Genomic DNA, 20,848 nt, shown 5'->3' with positions numbered 1-20,848 from the left:
TTCGGTGTGGGCGGCCGTCTATGCGGGTCCGGCCAAGCTGTCAACCGTCCTCGCCATCAGTTTCTTCACTTGTTGCATTTTCTTTGCGACGGCTGACCGTCAGCGTCCCCTGTTCGAACAGGAAACCGGCAATGTCGGGCGTGCCGGCGGCGGCCACCACGGTCTGCACGATGATGAGCAACGGCACGCCGAGCAGCGCGCCAGGCGTGCCCCAGACCCAGCCCCAGAAGGTCAGCGAGACGAGAATCAGCAGCGGGTTCATCGTCAGGCGACGGCCAAGGATGGTGGGCGTGATGACATTGGCCTCCACCAGATGGAAGCCAATCTGGAGAAAGGCGGGCAGCAGCGCCGTCCAGACATCGTCGAACACCATGAGGCCGCCCAGCGCCAGCAACAGCGCCGCGAGCATCGGTCCGAAATAGGGAATGAAGTTGAGCAAGGCGACGATGCCGCCCCACATCCAGGGCGAGGGCATGCCGATCAACCAGAGCGCCAGCGCCACGGCGAGCCCCAAGCACAGGTTGATGGTGGCGATCGTCATCACATAGGCGGAGGTCGCGTCGACCACATTCTGGATCACCCGCGCGACCGCCATGGCACCGTCGAAACTGCCCCGGCTGTTGATCGTGCGACGGCGCAGCCGGGTCCAGCCGGCCAGGAAGAAATAGATGATGAGCAGCGCGAACACCATCTGGATGATCGCCGACGGGGCGGAGGCGGCCGCGAACTGCAGCAGCGATCCGGGCGTTTCCACCGCTGCCCGGTGCGCGACCGATGCCGGCCCCGCGACCAGCATCTGGACGGTTTCGTCGACGAATCGCTGAGCCTGCGAATAAAAATCGATGAGCGGCGCCAGCGTCGCCTGAATCTTGGGCAGGCGCTGGGGCAGGATGCGGAACCAGTCGGTCGCCGGCACCACGATCAGCACCAGCGCGGTGTTGGCGACACTGAGGAAGGCGACGACTGCCAGCAGCGCCGACAGGCCCGAGGGCAGCCCGCGCCGCTCCAGCCATTCGAGCAGCGGCACCAGCGCGATCGCGATCACCAGCGCGGCGGTCAGCGGCAGGAAGAACTCGGCGCCCGCGCGCAGGGCGAAGGGCAAGGCCAGCAACAGGCCGACACCCGAGGACAAAGCGATCGACGCCAGCAAACGGTCGCGCCGCCGATTGACTTCCAGTTCCTCGTTGGTGGTCACGCCCGATCCGTCCCCTGTGCAGCAGCCCTGCCGCTCTGCACCCGGCGCTGCGGCCGGTCAAATGACATCGGCGAATCGCATCAGGAAGACGGCAAACAGGGACTTAACCAAATATTGGGGAGACTGGCGGTAGGAGATGCGGACATTCGATAAGGGGGATATCGCATGGCAAGAGGGTTGATCGCGGGACTGGGCCTGATCGCAGGCATGACCGCATCCTGGCAGGCCGGGGCGCAGGACATGCGGCTCGACAGCCGGACCTTCGTCGAACGGGTGCAGACCGACATTAATGGCCGCCCGCGCCGCACCGTCGCCAATGCCGAACGCGCCATGTCGGGCGACCAGTTGATCGTCGTGGTCGACTGGCGCCATGAAGGCAGCCGAACGGCCCATGGGCTGACCGTGGTTCGCCAGGTGCCGCGCGGCACGCTGCTCGACCTGACCGATCCCACCATGCAGGCATCGGTCGATGGCGGCGCCCATTGGGGCCGACTGGAGCAACTATGGCTGCCGACGCCGCTGGGCGGTGTCCGCCGCGCCACAGCCGAAGATGTCACCCATATACGCTGGCGCCTGCCCGACAGCGTGGCACCGGGACAATCGGGGCGGCTGACCTATCGGGCGCAGGTGCGCTGACGCAGGCGGGACCGGGGCGACGTTGGCCGTCTCGGTCCCGTGCATTCATCAGCCCTCGAACAGCAGGACCGGCGTTTCCAGCAGCTTGCGCACGGCCTGGACGAAGCTGGCCGCGTCCCATCCGTCGACGACGCGATGGTCGCAACTGATCGACAGGTTCATCAGCTTTGCCGCGACGATCTCCTTACCCCGGAACATCGGCCGCTCGATCACGCGGTTGGGGCCGATGATCGCCACTTCGGGCCGGTTGATGACCGGGGTGGTGGCGATACCGCCGAGCGGCCCCAGCGAGGTCAGGGTCAGGGTGGAGCCCGACAGTTCGGCCGATGTCGCCTTGCCGCTGCGCGCGGCGTCGGCGAGGCGACGGATCTCGGTCGCCAGCTGCCAGACATTCCTGTCCTGCGCGTCGCGGATCACCGGCACCATCAGCCCCGCGTCGGTCTGCGTCGCCATGCCAAGATGGACGGCGCCATGGCGCGTCACCACGCCCGCTTCGTCATCATAACGGGCGTTGAGCATGGGGAAGTCGGGCAGCGTCCTGCAGATCGCCACGATCAGCAGCGGCAACATGGTGAGCTTGGGCCGATCGCCGCGATGGGCATTGAGCTGTGCCCGCGCCTCCTCCAGCGCGGTGACGTCGATTTCCTCGACATAGGTGAAGTGCGGGATGTGACGCTTGGACGCGGCCATATTCTCGGCAATGCGGCGGCGCATGCCGATGACCTTCACCTGCTCGTCGGCGCGCGGTGCCGTGCGGCCAGCCGGGCGATAGCCCTGCCCCGCACCATAGAGAAGATAGGCGTCGAGATCGGCGTGGCGGATATAGTCGCCATTGGGCTTCACCAGGGCGAGGTCGATGCCCAGTTCCCTGGCGCGTGCGCGGACGGCAGGAGACGCGAGGATGGGCGCGGCAGCATCAGCCCCCCTCCCTTCCAGGGAGGGGTTAGGGGTGGGTACCGGCGAAGCCGGTGCTTCTGGCTCAACGGCAGGCAGCTCGCTTTGCTCGCCACCCACCCCCGGCCCCTCCCTGGAAGGGAGGGGAGTATCAATGGAGGCCTCGACCGTTTCGACCAACGGCGCGGGCGCTGCTACCGCCCCTTCGCCTTCCGTCTCGATCTCCACCAGCATCGATCCGATCGACACCTGATCGCCCGGCTCACCCGCCAGGCGGACGACGGTGCCCGCGACCGGGCTTTCCATCTCGACCGTCGCCTTGTCGGTCATCATGTCGGCGATCGGCTGGTCTTCCTCGACCCGGTCGCCGACCTGGACGTGCCAGCCGACAATCTCCGCCTGCGCAATGCCTTCGCCGATGTCCGGCAGCTTGAATGTGAACAGCGCCATTACATCCTCCCCCCTTCGTGCAGGGGCGTAGGAATGATCCGGCAAATGTCGTGCATGGCACGAACGGAACAGGGAGGTGTAACGACCATAGCCCTCAGTCCTTCATGATCTTGTTGATGGCTTCGCGGATGCGCACGGGGCCGGGGAAATAGGCCCATTCCAGACTGTGCGGATAGGGCGTGTCGAAGCCGGTGACGCGCTCGATCGGCGCTTCGAGATGGTAGAAGCAGCGTTCCTGCACCAGCGCCGACAGTTCGGCACCAAAGCCGCTGGTCCGCGTCGCTTCATGTACGATCAGGCAGCGGCCGGTCTTCCTGACCGACGCCTCGATCGTGTCGATGTCGAGCGGCACCAGGCTGCGCAGATCGACGATCTCGGCATCGATGCCCAGCTTTGCCACGGTATTTTCGACCACATGGACCATCGTCCCATAGCAGAGGATGGTCAGCGCCTCGCCGGACCGGGCGATGCGCGCCTTGCCGAGGTCGATGCGATAATAGCCCTGCGGCACCTGGGCATCTGCATGGCCCGCCCAGCTCTTGGCCGGCGTGTCATAATGACCGTCGAACGGGCCGTTATAGATGCGCTTGGGCTCGAAGAAGATGACCGGGTCATTATCCTCTATCGCCGCGATCAACAGACCCTTGGCGTCATAGGGGGTGGACGGGATCACCGTCTTAACCCCGGACACATGGGTGAAGATGCCTTCCGGGCTCTGGCTGTGGGTCTGGCCGCCGAAGATGCCGCCGCCAAAGGGCGAGCGCACCGTCATCGGCGAGATGAACTCGCCGGCCGAACGATAGCGCAGCCGTGCCGCCTCGCTCACCAACTGGTCGAGCGCGGGGTAGATATAGTCGGCGAACTGGATTTCGGGCACCGGCCGCAGGCCATAGGCGCCCATGCCGACCGCAACGCCGATGATGCCGCATTCGGTGATCGGCGTGTCGAACACGCGGTTCTTGCCATATTTCTGCTGGAGGCCGGCGGTGGCGCGGAACACGCCGCCGAAATAGCCGACATCCTCGCCCATCACCACGACATCGGGGTCGCGGCCCATCATCACGTCCAGCGCGCTGTTGATCGCCTGGATCATGTTCATCTGGACGGGTTCGTTCGGGCCGCCGGCGGCGACCGTTTCCATGCGCATGTCGTTCACAGCCCTGCCGCCTTCCATTCGTCGAGCATCTGCTGCTGCTGTTCTTTCAGGTGCCAGGGCATGTCCTCGAACACGTCCTGGAACATGCTTTCCATCGGATGGTGGAGGCCATGGCCCAATATGCCGTTCTTTTCGGCCTCGCGCGCGGCGTCGCGGACCATCTCGGCCAGTTCCTGGTCCATCGCGGCGTGGCGTTCCTCGTCCCAGATGCCCAGCGTGATGCAATGCTGTTTCAGCCGCGCGATCGGATCGCCGAGCGGCCATTTGCTGCTTTCCTCGGCCGAGCGATAGGCGGTCGGATCGTCGGACGTGCTATGCCCTTCGACGCGATAGGTGAAATGCTCGATCAGGGTCGGACCGCCATTGGCGCGGGCGCGGTCGGCGGCCCAGCGGGTGGCGGCATAGACGGCCAGCACGTCATTGCCGTCGACGCGCAGCCCGGCAATGCCATAGCCGATCGCGCGCGCGGCGAAGGTGGTCGCCTCCGCCCCGGCAAAGCCAGAGAAGCTGCTGATCGCCCACTGGTTGTTCACCACATTCATGATGACGGGCGCGCGATAGACGCTGGCGAAGGTGCAGGCCGAATGGAAGTCGCCCTCCGCGGTCGAGCCCTCGCCGCACCAGGTGGCGGCGATGCGGGTGTCGCCCTTGGCCGCGCTCGCCATCGCCCAGCCCACGGCCTGGGGATATTGGGTGGTGAGGTTGCCGGAGATGGAGAAGAAGCCGGCCTCGCGCGCCGAATACATGATCGGCAGCTGGCGCCCCTTCATCCGGTCGCCCTTGTTCGAGTAGATCTGGTTCATCATGTCGACGATGGACCAGTCCCGCGCGATCAGTATGCCCTGCTGGCGATAGGAGGGGAAGCACATGTCGTCGCGAGACAAGGCGAGCGCGGCGCCGATCGACACCGCCTCCTCGCCGGTCGACTTCATGTAGAAGCTGGTCTTGCCCTGGCGCTGGGCGCGGAACATGCGGCCGTCGAAAGCGCGGGTCAGCGCCATGTAGCGCAGCATCCGCAGCAGCGTGTCGGCCGGCAGCTTGGGATCCCAGGCGCCGACCGCATGACCATCCTCGTCCAGCACGCGGACCAGCCCATAGGCGAAGTCACGCATCTGCGAAGGATGGGTCGCCTCGTCCGGGCGCGGTGCCGCGTCGGCCGCGGGAATGTCGAAATGGGTGAAGTCCGCGCTTTCACCGGGCCGCGCGGGCGGCTCGGGCACATGCAGCTGCAGCGGCGGCAGGTTGCGTCCCTGCCCGTCCGTCACAGCGCCGGATTCGATCGAATCGGTCATCCTGCCTCCTATTGTGCGTTGCAATAATATTGCTTGTCGCAATTATTATATTTCAACGCCGCGCAAGGCAAGCCTTACTGACCCAATTCCTTTTCGCCTGTCGCCTTCGCTGTCACCTCAGACGGCAACGGGCGCGGAAATATGGGCCTGCGGCGCATAATCCTGCACCTCGAAATCCTCGATCCTGTAGTCGAAAATGCTCGAAGGCCGGCGATTGATCCGCAGCTTCGGCGCGCCAGCCGGGGTGCGGCTGATCTGCTCCTCCACCAGATCGGCATGGTTGAGGTAGAGATGGACGTCGCCGCCCTGCCAGACCACCTCGCCCGGTTCCAGATCGCATTGCTGGGCCAGCATCCGGGTGATCATCGACAGGCCGAAGATGTTGAAGGCAAAGCCCAATCCCAGGTCGCAGCTGCGCTGGAAGAGCAGGCCGTTGAGGCGGCCGTCCGACACCTGGAACTGATAGGTCATGTGGCAGGGCGGCAAGGCCATCTGTGCCACCTCCGCGACATTCCAGCCGGTGAAGAGCAGGCGGCGCGAACCGGGGTTGGTGCGAATCGCCTCGACCAGTGCTGCGATCTGGTTGTGCCCCTGCGCCGCCCGGCGGAACAGGCCGTCGCCGGCCGGCTCGTAGCGCGGCCAGTTCACCCATTGGGCGCCATAGACCGGACCAAGATCGCCCCATTGCCGGGCAAAGGCCTCATCCTCGATGATTCGCGCCTCGAACGCGTCGCGGTCGATATCCTCGCCGGTCGCCTTGCGGTAGCTGTCGAGCGGCCAGTCGGTCCAGATATGGACATTCTGCTTCACCAACTCGCGGATATTGGTGTCGCCGGTCAGGAACCACAGCATCTCGCGCGCGGCAACCTTCCAATAGACCCGCTTGGTGGTGAGCAGCGGCACCGCGTCGTCCGCCAGCGAGAATCGCAGGGTCGCGCCCAGGATCGACCGGGTGCCGACACCGGTTCGGTCGATCCGCTCGTCGCCATGGCGCCAGATATGGCGCATCAGGTCGAGATATTGCTCTTCATAATGGGGCGGCTGCGGCGACATGGCGTGCAAGGTCGATGATCCTGGGATGGGAATGAATCTGGACGTCCCGTCCATGTAGCATCCCCCCTGCCCCGCTGTCCCGACCAAAGGTCGCGCCATAACGGATACGACTGCCCGCCCGGCCCGCCCCGTGCCGCCACCACGGATCATTCCGCGTCTCCACTCCCCGCTCATTGCTGACAGGCTGCGTGCCCAGGGGGTGCGATGCTGACATTGGCGATTCTCGACGAGGAGGGCCAGCCGCGTGACCGGCTGCACCCCGATGGCAACTGGCCCTGCCTGGTGGCTCATCTGCTGGCCAGCGATGCCCGCCGGGTCATCCTGCACCAGCGGCGCGGCACGGCGGCACCGCAGCCGGTCGACATCGCCCTGACCCGCAGCCTGCACCGCCGGCTGCGGGCGCTCGACATCCACCTGGCCGATCATCGGATCGACACGCCGAACGGCTGTTTCAGCTTCCGCGATGCGGGTCTTTTGTAGAATTTTCAAAAAAGCGCATCAGGTGGCTTGCCAGCCCTCAAACCCCTCTCTATAGGCGCACTCCTGCCTTACGGGGCCGCCCCAAAAGCGGCTTCGGCACCGGTCGGGGAATAGCTCAGCCTGGTAGAGCACTGTCTTCGGGAGGCAGGGGCCGGAGGTTCGAATCCTCTTTCCCCGACCAACTTATTCGCCCGGACTTCGGTTCGGAACGATAAGCAGAAAAACCCCGGACTTCCATCGGAAGTCCGGGGTTTTTGCGTTCTGTTTCCTTGCATGCCCTTTGGACCGCGGACCGACCGAGGGCATAACGAACCCGGTTCGGTACGCCCCCTGTCCTGACTTCAAGAGCCTATTACTTCTCGGTTGCCGGCACCGCCAATTTGGCAATCGCGTCGATCAAGTCGGCGACCTTGAATGGCTTTTCGATCACCGGCACCGCATCGAACGCCTCGGGCAGATGATCGCGCCCATAGCCGCTGACGAACAGGAAGGGTATGGCCCGGTCCGCCAGGACACGCGCAACCTGCTCCACCCCCTCACCCTGGAGATTGCCGTCAAGCAGCACCAGGTCGCACTCCGCCTGATCGATCAGGGCCAGCGCATCGGCCACGGTCGCAGCCTGCCCGACGATATGGCCGCCCGCATCCTCCAGCGTCGCGGCCAGCTCGAAGGCGACCAGCGGCTCATCCTCGATCAGCAGCAGCCGGCGGCCATCCAGATGCGCCTTGCCGTCACTGCCACTGGCGCTCGCGCCCTGTTCGCGGGGCGCCGGACGCGCCTTCTTGCGCAGGCGCGGGCTGGAGGCATAGGGCAGCGTCAGCGTCCATGCCATGCCCTCGGCACCATAATGGGGCTGGGCACTGCCACCGTCGGAACGCAGGCTGCGTTCGATCAGCGCGGTGCCGAAGCCGCGACGGCTGGGCGGTTCGACCGCCGGACCGCCCCGTTCGCGCCAATCCAGAACCAACTGGTCATTGGTCAGGCGCCATTCCAGCTCGACACGGCCTGTCGGCACCGACAGCGCACCATATTTATGGGCGTTGGTCACCAGTTCGTGCAGCACCAGCGCCAGGTGCAGCGCCGGTTCGGGCCGCAGGTCGACCTCCGGCCCGTTCCAATGGAAGCGTTCTCCGTCGATCGCGCCGATCGTCACCTGCCCCTCGATCAGATCGCCCAGCCGCGCGGCCTGCCAGGTTTCGCCGCTCAGCAGCGAATGGGCGCTGGCCAGCGCATGGATGCGACCGATGAAGGTCGGGGCGAAATCGGACGGGCCCGACGAATGGCGCAAGGTCTGAGTGGCGATCGCCTGGACCGACGCCAGCGTGTTCTTCACCCGGTGATTAAGCTCACCGATCAGCAGCTTCTGCGTCGCCTCCGCCCGCTTGCGTTCGGTCACGTCGAGGATCTGCAGGCTGATCGAGAAGAGCCGGCCAGCGGCATCGCGCAGCGCCGAGCAATAGCATTCGCAATCGAGGGTCAGTCCCTCGGCCGTGTGGAAGCGCAACAGGCGGTTGGTGCGCGGCACGGTGCCGGCGATCATCTCGTCCATCAGGCCGGCAAAGTCGCCGCGCTGGCTGTCGTCCAGCCATTTGAGTTCGGACGCACCAAAACCCGCCACTTCTGCCGCACGCCAGCCGAACAGTCGTTCCGCCCCCTTGGACCAGGCGACGACATGGCGCTGCGCGTCGATTTCCACGATCGCCAACGGGCTGTTGTCGCCATGGGCCTGGATGCGGGCCAGCGCCGCGGCATGGCTGTCACGTTCCCGCGCCAGTTCCTGCCGCTGCTGGAACAGCTCGACGAACAAGGCGACCTTGTGCCGCAGGATATGGGGGTCGACCGGCTTGAACAGATAGTCGATCGCACCGCTTTCATAGCCGCGAAACTGGCGCCGCTCGTCGGTCGCCACGGCGGTCAGGAAGATGATCGGCACACGCCGGGTCCGTTCCGTGCCGCGCATCAGTTCGGCCAGCTCAAACCCGTCCATGCCCGGCATCTGCACGTCGAGCAGCGCCAGCGCGACATCCTCCACCAGCAGCAGTTCGAGCGCCTGCATGCCCGATCGCGCCTTGATGAGGGTCACGCCCTCGTCCGCCAGCAGCGCTTCGAGCGCGGTCAGATTTTCCTCGACATCGTCGACCGCCAGGATCTTGGTGGGCTCAGGCTGCATGGTCGAGCGCCTTCAGATCCTGCAGGTTGCGGCGATAGATTTTCTCGCCCTCGTCGAAATCGGCAAAGCCATCGGAATAGCGCGAGAAGCGCAACGTTTCCTTCGAGCCCAGCCCCAGGAAGCCGCCGCGGACCAGCGATTCCCCGAACAGGCCGAGCGCGCGGTCCTGCAATTCGCGATCGAAATAGATGAGCACATTACGGCTGGACACCAGCTGTACCTCCCCGAAGACCTGGTCGCTCGCCAGATTATGTTGTGCAAAGACCGCACGGCGACGCAGCGTCTTGTCGAAGACGGCAGCGCCATAGGCGGCAGTATAATAATCGGACAGCGAGGCCTTCCCGCCCGCGAGCCGATGATTTTCGCTGAATTGCGGCAGACGATCGATCGCGTAGATGCCCGCCTCCGCCTTTTCGAGCGCGGCCGGGCTGATGTCGGTGCAGTAGAAGATCGTGCGATCCTCCAGCCCTTCCTCGCGGAACAGGATCGCGAGCGAGTAGAATTCCTCGCCATTGGCGCATCCGGCGATCCATACCTTGAGCGAGGGATAGGTCTTGAGATGCGGCACGACCTGCTCGCGCAATGCCCGGAAATAGGCGGGATCACGGAACATCTCGCTCACCTGAATGGTGAGGAAGCCCATCAGGTCGGCGAATACGGCGGGATCGCGCAGCAGCAGATGCTGAAGCTGGGACAGGCTGTCGCAGCCATGCTGATGCTGGGCACGGGCCAGCCGGCGATGCAGCGATCCGCGCGAATAGCCGCGAAAGTCGTAATGATAATGGCGGAAGATCGCTTCGAGCAGCAGGTCGAGCTCCAGCTCGTCCCGCGGCCCGAAATGTTCTTCCATCAGCGCGGCATCCATACACGCACCAGGCTGAGCAACTTGTCGACGTCGAGCGGCTTGGCGAGATAGTCGTTGGCACCGGCCGCCAGACATTCCTGCTGGTCCTGCGCCATCGCCTTGGCCGTGAGCGCGATGATCGGCAGGCCCACGCCCCAGCCCTGCTTGCGGATTTCGCGCATCGCGGTCAGCCCGTCCATTTCGGGCATCATCACGTCCATCAGCACGAGATCGACCTTGGGCGCATCGGCGCGCGCAGCCTCTTCGAGCGCGACAAGCGCCTCGCGGCCATTGCGTGCGATACGGACATGAACCCCATGGGGTTCGAAAATGCTCGTGAGAGCATAAACGTTCCGTATATCATCCTCGACAACCAGAATATTTTTGCCTTCCAGCGCCTCGTCGCGGCTGAGCGAACGGGCGATCAACTGCTGCTGGGGTTCGGGCAGTTCCGACACCACCTGATGCAGGAACAGCGTCACTTCATCGAGCAGCCGTTCGGGCGATTTGGCGCCCTTGACGATGATCGACTTGGAATAGCGGCGCAGGCGCAGTTCCTCCTCCGCGCCAAGGTCGCGGCCGGTGTAGACGATGACTGGCGGGAAGCCGACGCTGTCGTCTGCGCTCAACCGTTCGAGCAGATCGAAACCGGACGCATCGGGCAGGTTGAGATCGAGCACCATGCAGTCGAAGGTCTCGCGGCCCAGCATCTCGAAACATTGGGCGGCCGAATGGGCCTCCAGCGTCTCGACCTCACGCGAGGCGAGCAGCAGCTTGATGCTCTCGGCCTGCTGGGCGTCATCCTCGACCACCAGAACCCGGCGCATGCGCTGAGCCATGCGCGCCTCCAGCCCTTCGAGCATGTCGATCAGCGCATCGCGCTTCACCGGCTTGAACAGATAGCCGATCGCGCCGCTGGCCAGCGCCGCCTGGCTGTCATCATCGACCGACACGACATGGACCGGGATGTGGCGGGTGCGCATGTCGCGCTTGATCCGGTCGAGCACCGACAGGCCGGTATGGTCGGGCAGGTTCATGTCGAGGATGACGGCATGGGGCAGATATTGCCGAGCCATCAGCGCGCCTTCGTCGGCGGTGCCGGCGATCAGGCACTGGAAGCCCTGTTCATGCGCGATGTCGCACAGGATTCGGGCGAAGACCGGATCATCCTCCACGATCAGGATCAGGCGCGAATCCCCGGACAGGGTTTCGCGATCATCCTGGGTATCGACCAGGCTGGCGACACGCTGGCGCGCGGGCGCCACCGGCTGGGGCCGCGGCGCTTCGGCCAGGCTGATCGAAGGCAGATGACTGAGCGCGGGATCGAAGCGATCGGGCAGCAGCAGCGAGAAGGCACTGCCCTCACCCGGCTGGCTTTCGACGCGCAGTTCGCCGCCCAGCAGCCGCGCCAGTTCGCGCGAGATGGATAGGCCAAGGCCGGTGCCGCCATATTTGCGGCTGATCGTGCCATCGGCCTGGCGGAAGGGTTCGAAGATCAGCTTCTGCTGCGCTTCCGCAATACCGACGCCACTGTCCTGCACGGTGAAGGCGACCCGGCCATCCGCATGCCGGCCGACGGTCAGCGCGACCTCGCCCCGATCGGTGAACTTGATCGCATTGGACAGGAAATTCTTCAGCACCTGCTCGACGCGCTGCGGATCGGTTTCGATCTCGACCGGATCGGCGCCGGCGGCGAGGCGGAAGGACAGGCCCTTGGCCTGGGCCGAAGGCGCGAAGATCGCCTGCAGCTTGTCCAGCATCGGCGCGATCCGCACCGAACGCGGCTGCAATTCCAGCTTGCCCGCCTCGATCTTGGAAATGTCGAGAATGTCGTTGATCAGGGTCAGCAGGTCATTGCCCGACGTCTCGATCGTCTCGGCATGACGCACCTGATCGGCGCTGAGATTGCCGGCACGATTTTCCGCCAGCAGGCGTGCCATGATGAGCAGCGAGTTGAGCGGCGTGCGCAGCTCATGGCTCATATTGGCGAGGAATTCGGACTTGTAGCGGCTGGCCTGATCCAGCTCGGCGGCCTGTTGCTGGAGCGACAGCTGGGCACGGGCGAGATCGTCGCGCTGCGCCTGCATGTGGCGGGCCTGCTCCTCCAGCTGGACATTGGTCTGTTCCAGCTCGCTCTGCTGCGCCTCCAGGCGGGAGGCGGAGTCCTGAAGCTGGCGGCTCTGGGTTTCCAGCTCGTCATTATTGGCGCGCAGTTCCTCGCCCTGGGCCTGCAATTCCTCTGCCTGGCGCTGGGTTTCCTCCAGCGCGTCCTGCAACCGGGCGCGGAAACGGGCCGAGCGCAGTGCGATGCCCATGCCGGCGCTCGCTTCCTCCAGCAGTTCGAGCACGCGGTCGTCGACCGGATCGAAGGCGCCCAGCTCCAGCACCGCATTGACGACGCCGTCGGTCACGGTCGGCACGATCAGCAGATGGCGGGGACGATCGCGGCCAAAGGCCGAGCCGATCGTCAGATAATGATCGGGCACGTCATGCAGCAGCTGCGCCCGCCCTTCAGCCGCGACCTGGCCGAGCAGCCCTTCCTTGGCGACGAAGCGCTGCGGCATGTCGGCGTCGGCCGGCACGCCCAGCGTCGCGACGCGGTTGAACTGGCCTTCCTCCCCCTTGAACAGCGCCCCGCCCTGGAAGCCGAGATAGCGCGCGAGGAAGGCGAGGATCGCCTCCCCCAGTTGCTCGACGCTCTGGTCGCCACGCATGGCGTCGGCCAGCCCCAGATGCCCCGCCTGCAACCAGGCCTGGCGCGCGCGCGCCTTGCTGTTGCGGCGTACCAGCAGATAGACGGCGATGGTCAGCACCACGCCCAGAAGGCCGGTGACGAGGCCCGACATGATCGCGGTCTGCGAGGCCGATGCCATGTCGGCGAGGCGGATTTCCCGCAGTCGCAATTCCTCACGCGCCATCGTGTCGAGCTGGGCCCGGACGGCGTCCATTTCCTGCTTGCCGCGGCCGGTGGTGACGATCGTCAGTGCCTGGATGATGCTCTGGTTGCGCCGCGCCTCGATCGTTTCCCTGAGTTCGGCAAACTTGGCATCGACATGACGCCGCAGGCGGGCGAGATTATTCTGCTGGGTCGGGTTGTCGCGGGTCAGCCTGGCCAGCGCATCGAGCCGGCCGGGCATGGTCGCCACCGCATTCTCATAGGGCTCCAGATAGCCGCGGTCGCTCGTCAGCAGATAGCCGCGCTGGCCAGTCTCGGCATCCTGCGCGGTCGAAAGCAGCTCATCGAGCGCGATCAGCACATTATGGGTATGGCGGATCGCCCGGTCGCTCTCGCCCAGGCCCTGGATATTGAGATAGGCGACGGCGCCGCTTACCAGGAAGAAGGCAATCCCAAGGAACAGGCCCAGCGCCGCCCATGCATCCGTGCGCCCGCTGACGGAGCCAAATTTCGCCTTGCCCATTATCATCCTGTTGTCGTTGCCGTGACGGAGGTGCCGACTAAGGGGCATTTCCGCACGAAAGCAAGCGCCACCTTGCGCCGGAGCGCCAAGGCTGATCGAGATCAACCTATTGATGCGCCAGATCGCATCCCGAGCGCCCGCGACCATTGCGCACAGGCTGCGCCATTGCCATCATCGCGCGACACGGAGTGGCGGGAGGCCGGCGATGGAAACGATCGGACGCGATCTGCGGGAGATGCAGCGTGTGCCGCTGACGGCCGAGCATGTCGCGGCGCTGCGGGCCGAAGGCAGCGAGGCCATTTATCCCGCCGGCACCTACATCGTCCGGCCCGGCGACCCGGTCGACCGCTTCATCTATGTCGAGGATGGCGAGATCGAGGTGGTCAATCCGTTCGGCGAGGAACGGCATGTCCCCTCCACCATCGGCCCGACCCAGTTCATGGGCGAGATTTCCTTCCTGGGCGGCGGCAGCTGGTCGATCCCGATGCGTGCGGTGCGCGACACCCGCGTGCTGGAAGTGCCGCGCCCGGCGATGCTACGGCTGATGGCGGCGATCCCGGAAATGTCGGACATCATCATCACCGTGCTGGCGGCGCGACGCCGGCGACAGCTCGACATGGGCGACAGCACCCTGGTGCTGATCGGCGAGGATGAGGACCGGGCGGTGCGCTGCATCGCCGAATTCGCCAGCCGCAACCGCCTGCCCTACACATCCCACGCACTGGGCAGCGACGACGCCCGGCGGGTCGCTGCCAGTTGCGGGGCGCAGGCGGACCAGCCCGCCGTGATCTTCGGTCGCGACAATGTCGTTGCCGATCCCACGCCCGAGAAGGTCGCCAAGCTGTTCGGCCTCGACCGCGGCTTTACCGAGAATGAGACGGTCGACCTGCTGATCGTGGGCGGCGGGCCGGCTGGCGTGGCGGCCGCCGTCTATGCCGGGGCCGAAGGGCTGAACGCGCTGGTGGTGGAGGATATCGCGATCGGCGGCCAGGCCGGCACGTCGAGCCGGATCGAAAATTATATGGGCTTTCCCACCGGCATTTCGGGCGCCGACCTCGTCTGGCGCGGCGAGGTGCAGGCGATGAAGTTCGGCACCCGCTTCCTGATGCCGCGTCGGGTGACGGCGCTGGAGGAAACCGGCGACCGCCATTATTGCGGGGTCTTCGACAATGGCCAGCGCATCTGCGCCCGCGCGGTGCTGGTCGCGACCGGCGTGGAATATCGCCGCCTGCCGATCGCGCGGCTCGCCGATCTGGAGGGTGCCGGCATCTATTATGCCGCGACCGAGAATGAGGCGCGCTATTGCCGCCAGGCCGAAGCCGTGGTGGTCGGTGGCGGCAACAGCGCCGGCCAGGCGGCGATGTTCCTCAGCCGCAGCGCGCGCCATGTCCATCTGCTGGTGCGCGGGCCTTCGCTCGCCTTGTCGATGTCCAGTTACCTGTCCAGCCGGCTGGAGGCCGACCCGGCGATCAGCATCCATTATGACACCGAAATTGACAGTCTGCATGGCGATGTGCAGCTCGACGCTGTGACCATCCGCCAGGCCGATGGCAGCGCGCGCGAGATCGCCTGCTGCGCCCTGTTCATCATGGTCGGCGCGGCGCCTAATACCGGCTGGCTGTCGGGACTGGTGGCGCTCGACGACAAGGGGTTCGTGCTGACCGGCGATGCGGTCGAGGCCCCCTCCCCCTATGAAACCTCACGCGCCGGCATCTTCGCGGTCGGCGACGTGCGCGCCGGATCGGTGAAGCGCGTCGCCTCTGCCGTGGGCGAAGGGTCGGTCGTGATCTCGCGCATCTGGAGTCATGTGAATGGGTGAAGCATGAAGGCAGCGCTTCTTTTCCTGCAGGCCGCCACCGGCGCCATGGCCCCTGCCCCGACGATGGACGCCATGCGCCAGCAGGTGACCGATGCCTATCGCCAGGAGGAGGCGCGGCAGGCCGCATTGCCACCGGCGAAGGACGATGCCGAGAAGATCATCCGGCTGGGCACGCTGGATCAGGTCGGTCGCATCACCATGATGAAACTGGACTGGTCATCGGTGCCCGCCGACCAGCAACCGGTATGGCGCGGAGCCATATTGGCCGAGATCAGTCGCCATGACAGGCTGAATCAGGAACGGCTCAAGACGTTGATCCCGGACGAAGGATGGTTCCGGATCAGCGTCTACGGCAAGGAAGCGGCCCGCGCCGCCTTCCTGATCGTCCAGCATGCCGTCGAAGATCCGGCGCTGATGCGCGGGACGCTGAACCGGATGGAGGCCTTGCTGCCGGATGGCGAGGCCGAGGGCCAAGCCTATGCGATGCTCTATGACCGGGTGGCGATGACATTCGACAAGAAGCCGCAGCGCTATGGCACCCAGGTCAATTGTGTCGACGGCCGATGGCAGCCGACCGACCTGGAAACACCCGATACGGTGAATTCGCGCCGCCAGGCGATCGGCATGTCACAGACCATCGAGCAATATCTGGCGATGTTCGATAACGCCCAGTGCCCGAGGGCATAGCGCGCCCGGTCAGGCCGCGCGCTGCAGCTTCTCCCGCAGCGTTACCAGCGACTGGTTGAGCGCAGCGATTTCCTCGATCGAGATGCCGACGGCCTCCATCAGTTCGGCGGGGACGCAGGTCGAGACGTCCTGTGCCGTGGACTGGCCCTGCTGCGTCAGGCGCACCCGCACCACACGTTCATCGGCGGTGTCACGCTGGCGGGTGACGAGGCCCGCCGCCTCCAGCCGCTTGATCAGCGGGGTCAGCGTGTTGGATTCGAGGAAGAGCTGCGCCCCCAGTTCGCCGACCGTCTGGTCGTCGCGCCGGGCCAGCGCCACCATCACCAGATATTGGGGATAGGTGAGGCCGTAGCGATCGAGCAGCGGCTTGTAGAGCCGGTTGAAGGCCAGCCCGGTCGAATAGACGCCGAAGCAGAGAAAATCGTCGAGCGCGCCGCGCGCGGTATCTGGGCTGGTCATGGCGATACTCCTTGCCCCGAAATATAAATCGCACGCGATATGATCGCAAGGGTTGACGACTCGCATCGACTGACACATATAGATCGCACGCGATTCAATCGCAGATGATTAAACAAAAGGACCGACCGATGAGCAGCAAGATCCTCTATTCCACCAGCGCCACCGCAACCGGCGGCCGCGACGGCAAGGCCGCAACCACCGATGGCAGCTTCGCGGTGACGCTAGGCACGCCCAAGGAACTGGGCGGCAATGGCCAGGGCAATAATCCCGAACAGCTGTTCGCGTCGGGCTATGCCGCCTGCTTCCTGGGCGCGATGAAGTTCGCCGCCAGCCAGGACAAGGACCTGCCCCGCGTGCCCGCCGACGCCAGCGTCACCGCCACGGTCGGCATCGGCCCGCGCAGCGGCAAGGGCTTTGGCCTGGACGTCGCGCTGGAGATCAGCCTGCCGGGCGTCGACAAGGCTGCTGCCAAGGCGCTGGTCGCCGAAGCGGATACGATCTGCCCCTATTCGCACGCCACGCGCGGCAATATCGACGTGCGCCTGAGCGTCGCCTGACGCGCGGCGACCTGCCACAAAGAAAAAGGGCGGCCCGTGCAGGCCGCCCTTTTCATCATCAGCCGATCATCATCAGGCTGGCATTGCCGCCCGCGGCGGTCGTGTTGATGGAGGTCGACACCTCCTCCAGCAGCCAGTCGAGATGCCAGGCGCGCTCGTCGCCGGGCGCGGCTGCGTGGACGGTGACGATCGGCCCATCCAGTTCGGCCACCGCCTGGGTTGCGGCGAGGATCTGGTCGGCATCCCCCTCCACCAGCATCGCGGCGAAAGGCGCGTCCGGCTGGGCGAGGAAATGAGCGGCGACGCTGGCGGGCAGGCCCTGCGGCAGCGGAGCGCCCTCGATCACGGCGCGATTGCCGGTCGCCAGCACGGCGGCCATCTGCGCGAGCAGGCCGCGCCGCGTGCCCGGACGCAGCAACAGCAAGCCGCGCGGATGCAGCGCATAGAGGTTGCTCTCGCCGACCGGGCCGGGCAGCGCCAGTTCGACACCCAGCGCCGACGCATCGCCATAATGGCGCGCGACCGCCGCCGCCTCATGATCGTCCTGCGCTTCCAGCCAGCTGACGAAATCATGGATCGGCGAAGCGAGATAGCCGACCCGCTCGGCAAAGACCGGCGCGGTGCGGGTCAGGCGGCCGAGATAGAGCGGCCCGCCCGCCTTGGGTCCGGTGCCCGACAGGCCGCGCCCGCCGAACGGCTGAACCCCGACGATCGCGCCGATGACGTTGCGGTTCACATAGATATTGCCGGCCTTCACCCGCGCGGTGACGCGCGCCACCGTCTCGTCGAGACGAGTGTGCAGGCCGAAGGTCAGGCCATAGCCGGTGGCGTTGATCGCATCGACCAGCGCATCCATCCGCTCGCGGCGGAAGCGGATGACGTGCAGCACAGGGCCGAATATTTCGCGGCTGAGGTCCGCGATGCTGTCCAGTTCGATGATGGTCGGCGCCACGAAGGTGCCGTGCGCCGCCTCTTCGGGCAGTTCCTGCTGCTCGACCTTGCGGCCGAGCGCGCGCATCGCGGCGATATGCTGTTCGATGCCCGCCTTCGCCTCGGCCGTGATGACCGGGCCGGTGTCGACCGCCAGCCGATCGGTACGGCCGATGCGCAATTCCCTGAGCGCCCCCTTCAGCATGGTGAGGGTGCGATCGGCGACATCCTCCTGCAGGCACAATATGCGCAGCGCCGAGCAGCGCTGGCCAGCGCTGTCGAAGGCGGAGGCGATGACGTCGGCCACCACCTGTTCCGCCAGCGCCGAACTGTCGACGATCATCGCATTCTGGCCGCCGGTTTCGGCGATCAGCGGGATCGGCTTGCCCGCGGGCGAGAGGCGGGTGGCGAGCTGGCGCTGGATCAGCCGGGCGACCTCGGTCGAGCCGGTGAACATGACGCCTGCCGTTTCCGGCGCAGCGACCAGCGCGGCGCCGATCCGGCCGTCGCCGGGCAGCAGTTGCAGCGCATCGCCGGGCACGCCGGCTTCATGCAGCAGGCGCACGGCTTCGGCCGCGATCAGCGGGGTTTCCTCGGCGGGCTTGGCCAGCACCGGATTGCCGGCGACCAGTGCCGCCGCGACCTGTCCGGTGAAGATGGCGAGCGGGAAGTTCCACGGGCTGATGCAGACAATCGGCCCCAGCGGCGCCTGATCCGGGCCGAAGGTGCCGCGTGCCTGCGCCGCATAATAGCGCAGGAAGTCGATCGCCTCGCGCACTTCGGCGATGGCGTTGGGCAGCGACTTGCCCGCTTCGCGCATGATGAGGCCCAGCAGCACCGACATCCGGTCCTGCATCGCGTCGGCCGCCCGCTCCAGCAGGACGGCACGATCGGCGACGGCCGTGTTGGGCCAGCAGGCGTTGGCGGCGCGGATCACGGCGGCACGGGCGTGATCCGCGCTCGCTTCCCAGACGGTGCCGACAATGTCGCGATGGTCGGCGGGGTTGCAGACCGGGCGGGCTTCCCCTTCCCCGCCCTCGGGCGCGGCGGTCCAGGCGATGGTGGCGCTGTGCTGCAGCGCCTGTGTCAGCTTAGCTAGCGCGCCTTCATCGCTGAGGTCGATGCCATCGGAATTTCGGCGATCGGGATAGAGGCCGGCGGGCGCGGCGATCTGGTCGTGCCGGGCGCCGGGATGCGGCATGGCGCGGACGATCTCGACCGGGTCGGCGATCATCTCCTCGATCGAGACATCGGGATCGGCGATGCGGTTGACGAAGCTGCTGTTCGCGCCATTTTCCAGCAGACGGCGGACCAGATAGGCGAGCAAGGTCTCATGCGTGCCGACCGGCGCATAGATGCGGCACGGCCGGTCCAGTCTGTCCTTGCCGACGACCTGTTCATAGAGCGGCTCGCCCATGCCGTGCAGGCACTGAAACTCATATTTGCCGATCGCGAAATCCGGCCCGGCCATCTGGTAGATGGTGGCGAGCGTCTGGGCATTATGCGTCGCGAATTGCGGGAAGACGGCGTCGGGCGCGGCCAGCAGCTTCCTGGCGCAAGCGACATAGGCGACGTCGGTATGGACCTTGCGGGTATAGACCGGGAAATCGGCGAGGCCATCGACCTGCGCGCGCTTGATCTCCGCATCCCAATAGGCGCCCTTGACCAGACGCACCATCATCCGGCGATCGGCGCGGCGGGCAAGGTCGATGATCCAGTCGATGACGAAGGGGCAGCGCTTGCCATAGCCCTGGACGACGAAGCCCAGGCCATCCCAGCCGGCAAGGTCCGGATCGAGCGCCAGGCTTTCGAGCAGGTCGAGCGAGAGTTCGAGCCGGTCGGCCTCCTCCGCGTCGATGTTGAGGCCGATGTCGTAGCGCTTCGACAGCAGCGCGAGTTGCTTCACCGCCGGCAGCAATTCGCCCATCACCCGGTCGGCCTGCGCGCGGACATAGCGCGGATGGAGCGCCGACAGCTTGATCGAGATGCCGGGGCCGGCATAGATGCCGCGCCCGGCCGACGCCTTGCCGATGGCGTGGATCGCCTTTTCATAATCGGCATAATAGCGCGCGGCGTCGGCGGCGGTGGTCGCCGCCTCGCCCAGCATGTCATAGCTATAGGCGAAGCCCTTGGCCTCCAGTTCCTTGGCGCGCTTGACCGCTTCCTTGATCGTCTCGCCGGTGACGAACTGTTCGCCCATCATCCGCATGGCAAGGTCGACGCCGCGCCGGATCACCGGCTCGCCGGCGCGGGCGACCAGACGGGCGAGCGCGGCCGCCAGGCCGCGATCATCGACGCTGCCGACCAACTTGCCGGTGACGACCAGGCCCCAGGTCGCAGCGTTGACGAACAAAGACTTGCCGCCGCCCAGATGCGAACTCCAGTCGCCATCGGCGATCTTGTCGCGAATGAGGGCGTCGCGCGTGTCATTATCCGGGATGCGCAGCAGTGCTTCGGCGAGGCACATCAGCGCCACGCCCTCCTGACTGGAGAGCGAATATTCCTGGACCAGCCCCTCGACCCCGGTGCCCTTGTGATTGGCGCGCAGGGTGGTGACCAGATGGCGCGCCGTGTCCGCCACGGCGGCGCGGGTGGCGTCGGGCAGCGTCGCCGCGTCGAGCAGCGGGGCAAGGCATTCAGCCTCGTCCCGACGATAGGCGGCGGTGATCGCCTGGCGCAGCGGCGACTGGTCGCGGATGGCGGGGGCGAAGGCGGCAAAGGGATGCTGGTCGGTCATGCGACCAGAATATCCGATTGGCGCATCTCATTCCGTCTTATGAATGCCCCGATGAATGCCAAAGTGACTT

At 65.9% G+C, this 20,848-nt stretch carries 15 protein-coding genes and 1 tRNA gene; 6 read left to right on the top strand and 10 right to left on the bottom strand.

The annotated features are described in order from the left end of the window. Window positions 1-40 precede the first annotated feature (40 nt). The gene (locus AC13EK_RS22880; protein WP_069335834.1) at window positions 41-1,195 is read right to left on the bottom strand and encodes an AI-2E family transporter; all 1,155 of its coding nucleotides are present in this window, start codon (window positions 1,193-1,195) and stop codon (window positions 41-43) included. A 165-nt stretch (window positions 1,196-1,360) separates the two neighbouring features. Here AC13EK_RS22880 and AC13EK_RS22875 point away from each other — a divergent pair, with 165 nt between their 5' ends. Continuing rightward, a complete protein-coding gene (locus AC13EK_RS22875) occupies window positions 1,361-1,831 on the top strand; it encodes a hypothetical protein (RefSeq protein WP_069335833.1) in 471 nt (156 codons plus the stop codon). A gap of 48 nt (window positions 1,832-1,879) precedes the next feature. On the opposite strand, the gene AC13EK_RS22870 is transcribed toward AC13EK_RS22875, so the two are convergent. The 4 genes from AC13EK_RS22870 to thyA all read right to left on the bottom strand — a co-directional run bounded on the left by AC13EK_RS22870 (window position 1,880) and on the right by thyA (window position 6,676). Continuing rightward, on the bottom strand, window positions 1,880-3,175 hold the full coding sequence (locus AC13EK_RS22870; protein ID WP_277788548.1) for a dihydrolipoamide acetyltransferase family protein: 1,296 nt from the start codon (window positions 3,173-3,175) through the stop codon (window positions 1,880-1,882). A 94-nt stretch (window positions 3,176-3,269) separates the two neighbouring features. Beyond that, window positions 3,270-4,274, bottom strand: a complete 1,005-nt coding sequence (locus AC13EK_RS22865; protein ID WP_069335795.1) for an alpha-ketoacid dehydrogenase subunit beta — start codon at window positions 4,272-4,274, stop codon at window positions 3,270-3,272. Between the two features lie 53 nt (window positions 4,275-4,327). After that, entirely contained in the window at window positions 4,328-5,623 is a 1,296-nt protein-coding gene (locus AC13EK_RS22860) for a 3-methyl-2-oxobutanoate dehydrogenase (2-methylpropanoyl-transferring) subunit alpha (RefSeq protein ID WP_069335794.1), read from the bottom strand. A gap of 117 nt (window positions 5,624-5,740) precedes the next feature. Then, entirely contained in the window at window positions 5,741-6,676 is a 936-nt protein-coding gene (gene thyA / locus AC13EK_RS22855; RefSeq protein WP_069335793.1) for a thymidylate synthase, read from the bottom strand. Between the two features lie 204 nt (window positions 6,677-6,880). Between thyA and AC13EK_RS22850 the strand changes: the two genes are divergently transcribed. Both AC13EK_RS22850 and AC13EK_RS22845 read left to right on the top strand, forming a co-directional pair. After that, a complete protein-coding gene (locus AC13EK_RS22850) occupies window positions 6,881-7,156 on the top strand; it encodes a JAB domain-containing protein (protein ID WP_483022396.1) in 276 nt (91 codons plus the stop codon). Window positions 7,157-7,260: 104 nt separating this feature from the next. Continuing rightward, window positions 7,261-7,337, top strand: a tRNA-Pro gene (locus AC13EK_RS22845). Between the two features lie 171 nt (window positions 7,338-7,508). Here AC13EK_RS22845 and AC13EK_RS22840 read toward each other — a convergent pair. From AC13EK_RS22840 to AC13EK_RS22830, 3 genes are read right to left on the bottom strand one after another with little or no spacing between them, the layout of a single operon-like run. Then, entirely contained in the window at window positions 7,509-9,326 is a 1,818-nt protein-coding gene (locus AC13EK_RS22840) for a response regulator (protein ID WP_069337550.1), read from the bottom strand. After that, a complete protein-coding gene (locus AC13EK_RS22835) occupies window positions 9,316-10,191 on the bottom strand; it encodes a CheR family methyltransferase (RefSeq protein WP_048937350.1) in 876 nt (291 codons plus the stop codon). The genes AC13EK_RS22840 and AC13EK_RS22835 overlap by 11 nt, the downstream gene beginning before the upstream one ends. Continuing rightward, window positions 10,176-13,589, bottom strand: coding sequence for a response regulator (locus AC13EK_RS22830; RefSeq protein WP_277788547.1), 3,414 nt, complete (start codon window positions 13,587-13,589; stop codon window positions 10,176-10,178). Before AC13EK_RS22830 ends, AC13EK_RS22835 begins: the two co-directional genes overlap by 16 nt. Before the next feature lie 205 nt (window positions 13,590-13,794). Here AC13EK_RS22830 and AC13EK_RS22825 point away from each other — a divergent pair, with 205 nt between their 5' ends. Both AC13EK_RS22825 and AC13EK_RS22820 read left to right on the top strand, forming a co-directional pair. Next, a complete protein-coding gene (locus tag AC13EK_RS22825) occupies window positions 13,795-15,408 on the top strand; it encodes an FAD-dependent oxidoreductase (protein WP_069337552.1) in 1,614 nt (537 codons plus the stop codon). A 3-nt stretch (window positions 15,409-15,411) separates the two neighbouring features. After that, complete coding sequence (locus AC13EK_RS22820) at window positions 15,412-16,095, top strand: DUF6624 domain-containing protein (protein ID WP_069337553.1); 684 nt, start codon at window positions 15,412-15,414, stop codon at window positions 16,093-16,095. 9 nt (window positions 16,096-16,104) lie between these two features. Here the strand turns inward: AC13EK_RS22820 and AC13EK_RS22815 are convergent, their stop codons facing one another. Then, window positions 16,105-16,554, bottom strand: coding sequence for a MarR family winged helix-turn-helix transcriptional regulator (locus AC13EK_RS22815; protein WP_069337554.1), 450 nt, complete (start codon window positions 16,552-16,554; stop codon window positions 16,105-16,107). A gap of 128 nt (window positions 16,555-16,682) precedes the next feature. On the opposite strand from AC13EK_RS22815, the gene AC13EK_RS22810 reads away from it, so the two are divergent. Beyond that, window positions 16,683-17,111, top strand: coding sequence for an organic hydroperoxide resistance protein (locus tag AC13EK_RS22810; RefSeq protein ID WP_069337555.1), 429 nt, complete (start codon window positions 16,683-16,685; stop codon window positions 17,109-17,111). Window positions 17,112-17,169: 58 nt separating this feature from the next. Here the strand turns inward: AC13EK_RS22810 and putA are convergent, their stop codons facing one another. After that, the gene (gene putA / locus AC13EK_RS22805; RefSeq protein ID WP_277788546.1) at window positions 17,170-20,778 is read right to left on the bottom strand and encodes a trifunctional transcriptional regulator/proline dehydrogenase/L-glutamate gamma-semialdehyde dehydrogenase; all 3,609 of its coding nucleotides are present in this window, start codon (window positions 20,776-20,778) and stop codon (window positions 17,170-17,172) included. Between the last annotated feature and the right edge of the window lie 70 nt (window positions 20,779-20,848).

It is taken from the genome of Sphingobium sp. L-44 (assembly GCF_056859495.1).
Note: the sequence above shows the minus strand (reverse complement) of the source record. Positions and strands in the feature narration are given on the sequence as shown.

Excerpts from the sequence above, each read along its gene's own strand:
- AC13EK_RS22875 (WP_069335833.1), top strand. The coding sequence starts at position 1,361 with ATGGCAAGAGGGTTGATCGCGGGACTGGGCCTGATCGCAGGCATGACC.
- AC13EK_RS22870 (WP_277788548.1), bottom strand. The coding sequence starts at position 3,175 with ATGGCGCTGTTCACATTCAAGCTGCCGGACATCGGCGAAGGCATTGCG.
- AC13EK_RS22865 (WP_069335795.1), bottom strand. The coding sequence starts at position 4,274 with ATGAACATGATCCAGGCGATCAACAGCGCGCTGGACGTGATGATGGGC.
- AC13EK_RS22860 (WP_069335794.1), bottom strand. The coding sequence starts at position 5,623 with ATGACCGATTCGATCGAATCCGGCGCTGTGACGGACGGGCAGGGACGC.
- thyA (WP_069335793.1), bottom strand. The coding sequence starts at position 6,676 with ATGTCGCCGCAGCCGCCCCATTATGAAGAGCAATATCTCGACCTGATG.
- AC13EK_RS22850 (WP_483022396.1), top strand. The coding sequence starts at position 6,881 with ATGCTGACATTGGCGATTCTCGACGAGGAGGGCCAGCCGCGTGACCGG.
- AC13EK_RS22840 (WP_069337550.1), bottom strand. The coding sequence starts at position 9,326 with ATGCAGCCTGAGCCCACCAAGATCCTGGCGGTCGACGATGTCGAGGAA.
- AC13EK_RS22835 (WP_048937350.1), bottom strand. The coding sequence starts at position 10,191 with ATGGATGCCGCGCTGATGGAAGAACATTTCGGGCCGCGGGACGAGCTG.
- AC13EK_RS22830 (WP_277788547.1), bottom strand. The coding sequence starts at position 13,589 with ATGGGCAAGGCGAAATTTGGCTCCGTCAGCGGGCGCACGGATGCATGG.
- AC13EK_RS22825 (WP_069337552.1), top strand. The coding sequence starts at position 13,795 with ATGGAAACGATCGGACGCGATCTGCGGGAGATGCAGCGTGTGCCGCTG.
- AC13EK_RS22820 (WP_069337553.1), top strand. The coding sequence starts at position 15,412 with ATGAAGGCAGCGCTTCTTTTCCTGCAGGCCGCCACCGGCGCCATGGCC.
- AC13EK_RS22815 (WP_069337554.1), bottom strand. The coding sequence starts at position 16,554 with ATGACCAGCCCAGATACCGCGCGCGGCGCGCTCGACGATTTTCTCTGC.
- AC13EK_RS22810 (WP_069337555.1), top strand. The coding sequence starts at position 16,683 with ATGAGCAGCAAGATCCTCTATTCCACCAGCGCCACCGCAACCGGCGGC.
- putA (WP_277788546.1), bottom strand. The coding sequence starts at position 20,778 with ATGACCGACCAGCATCCCTTTGCCGCCTTCGCCCCCGCCATCCGCGAC.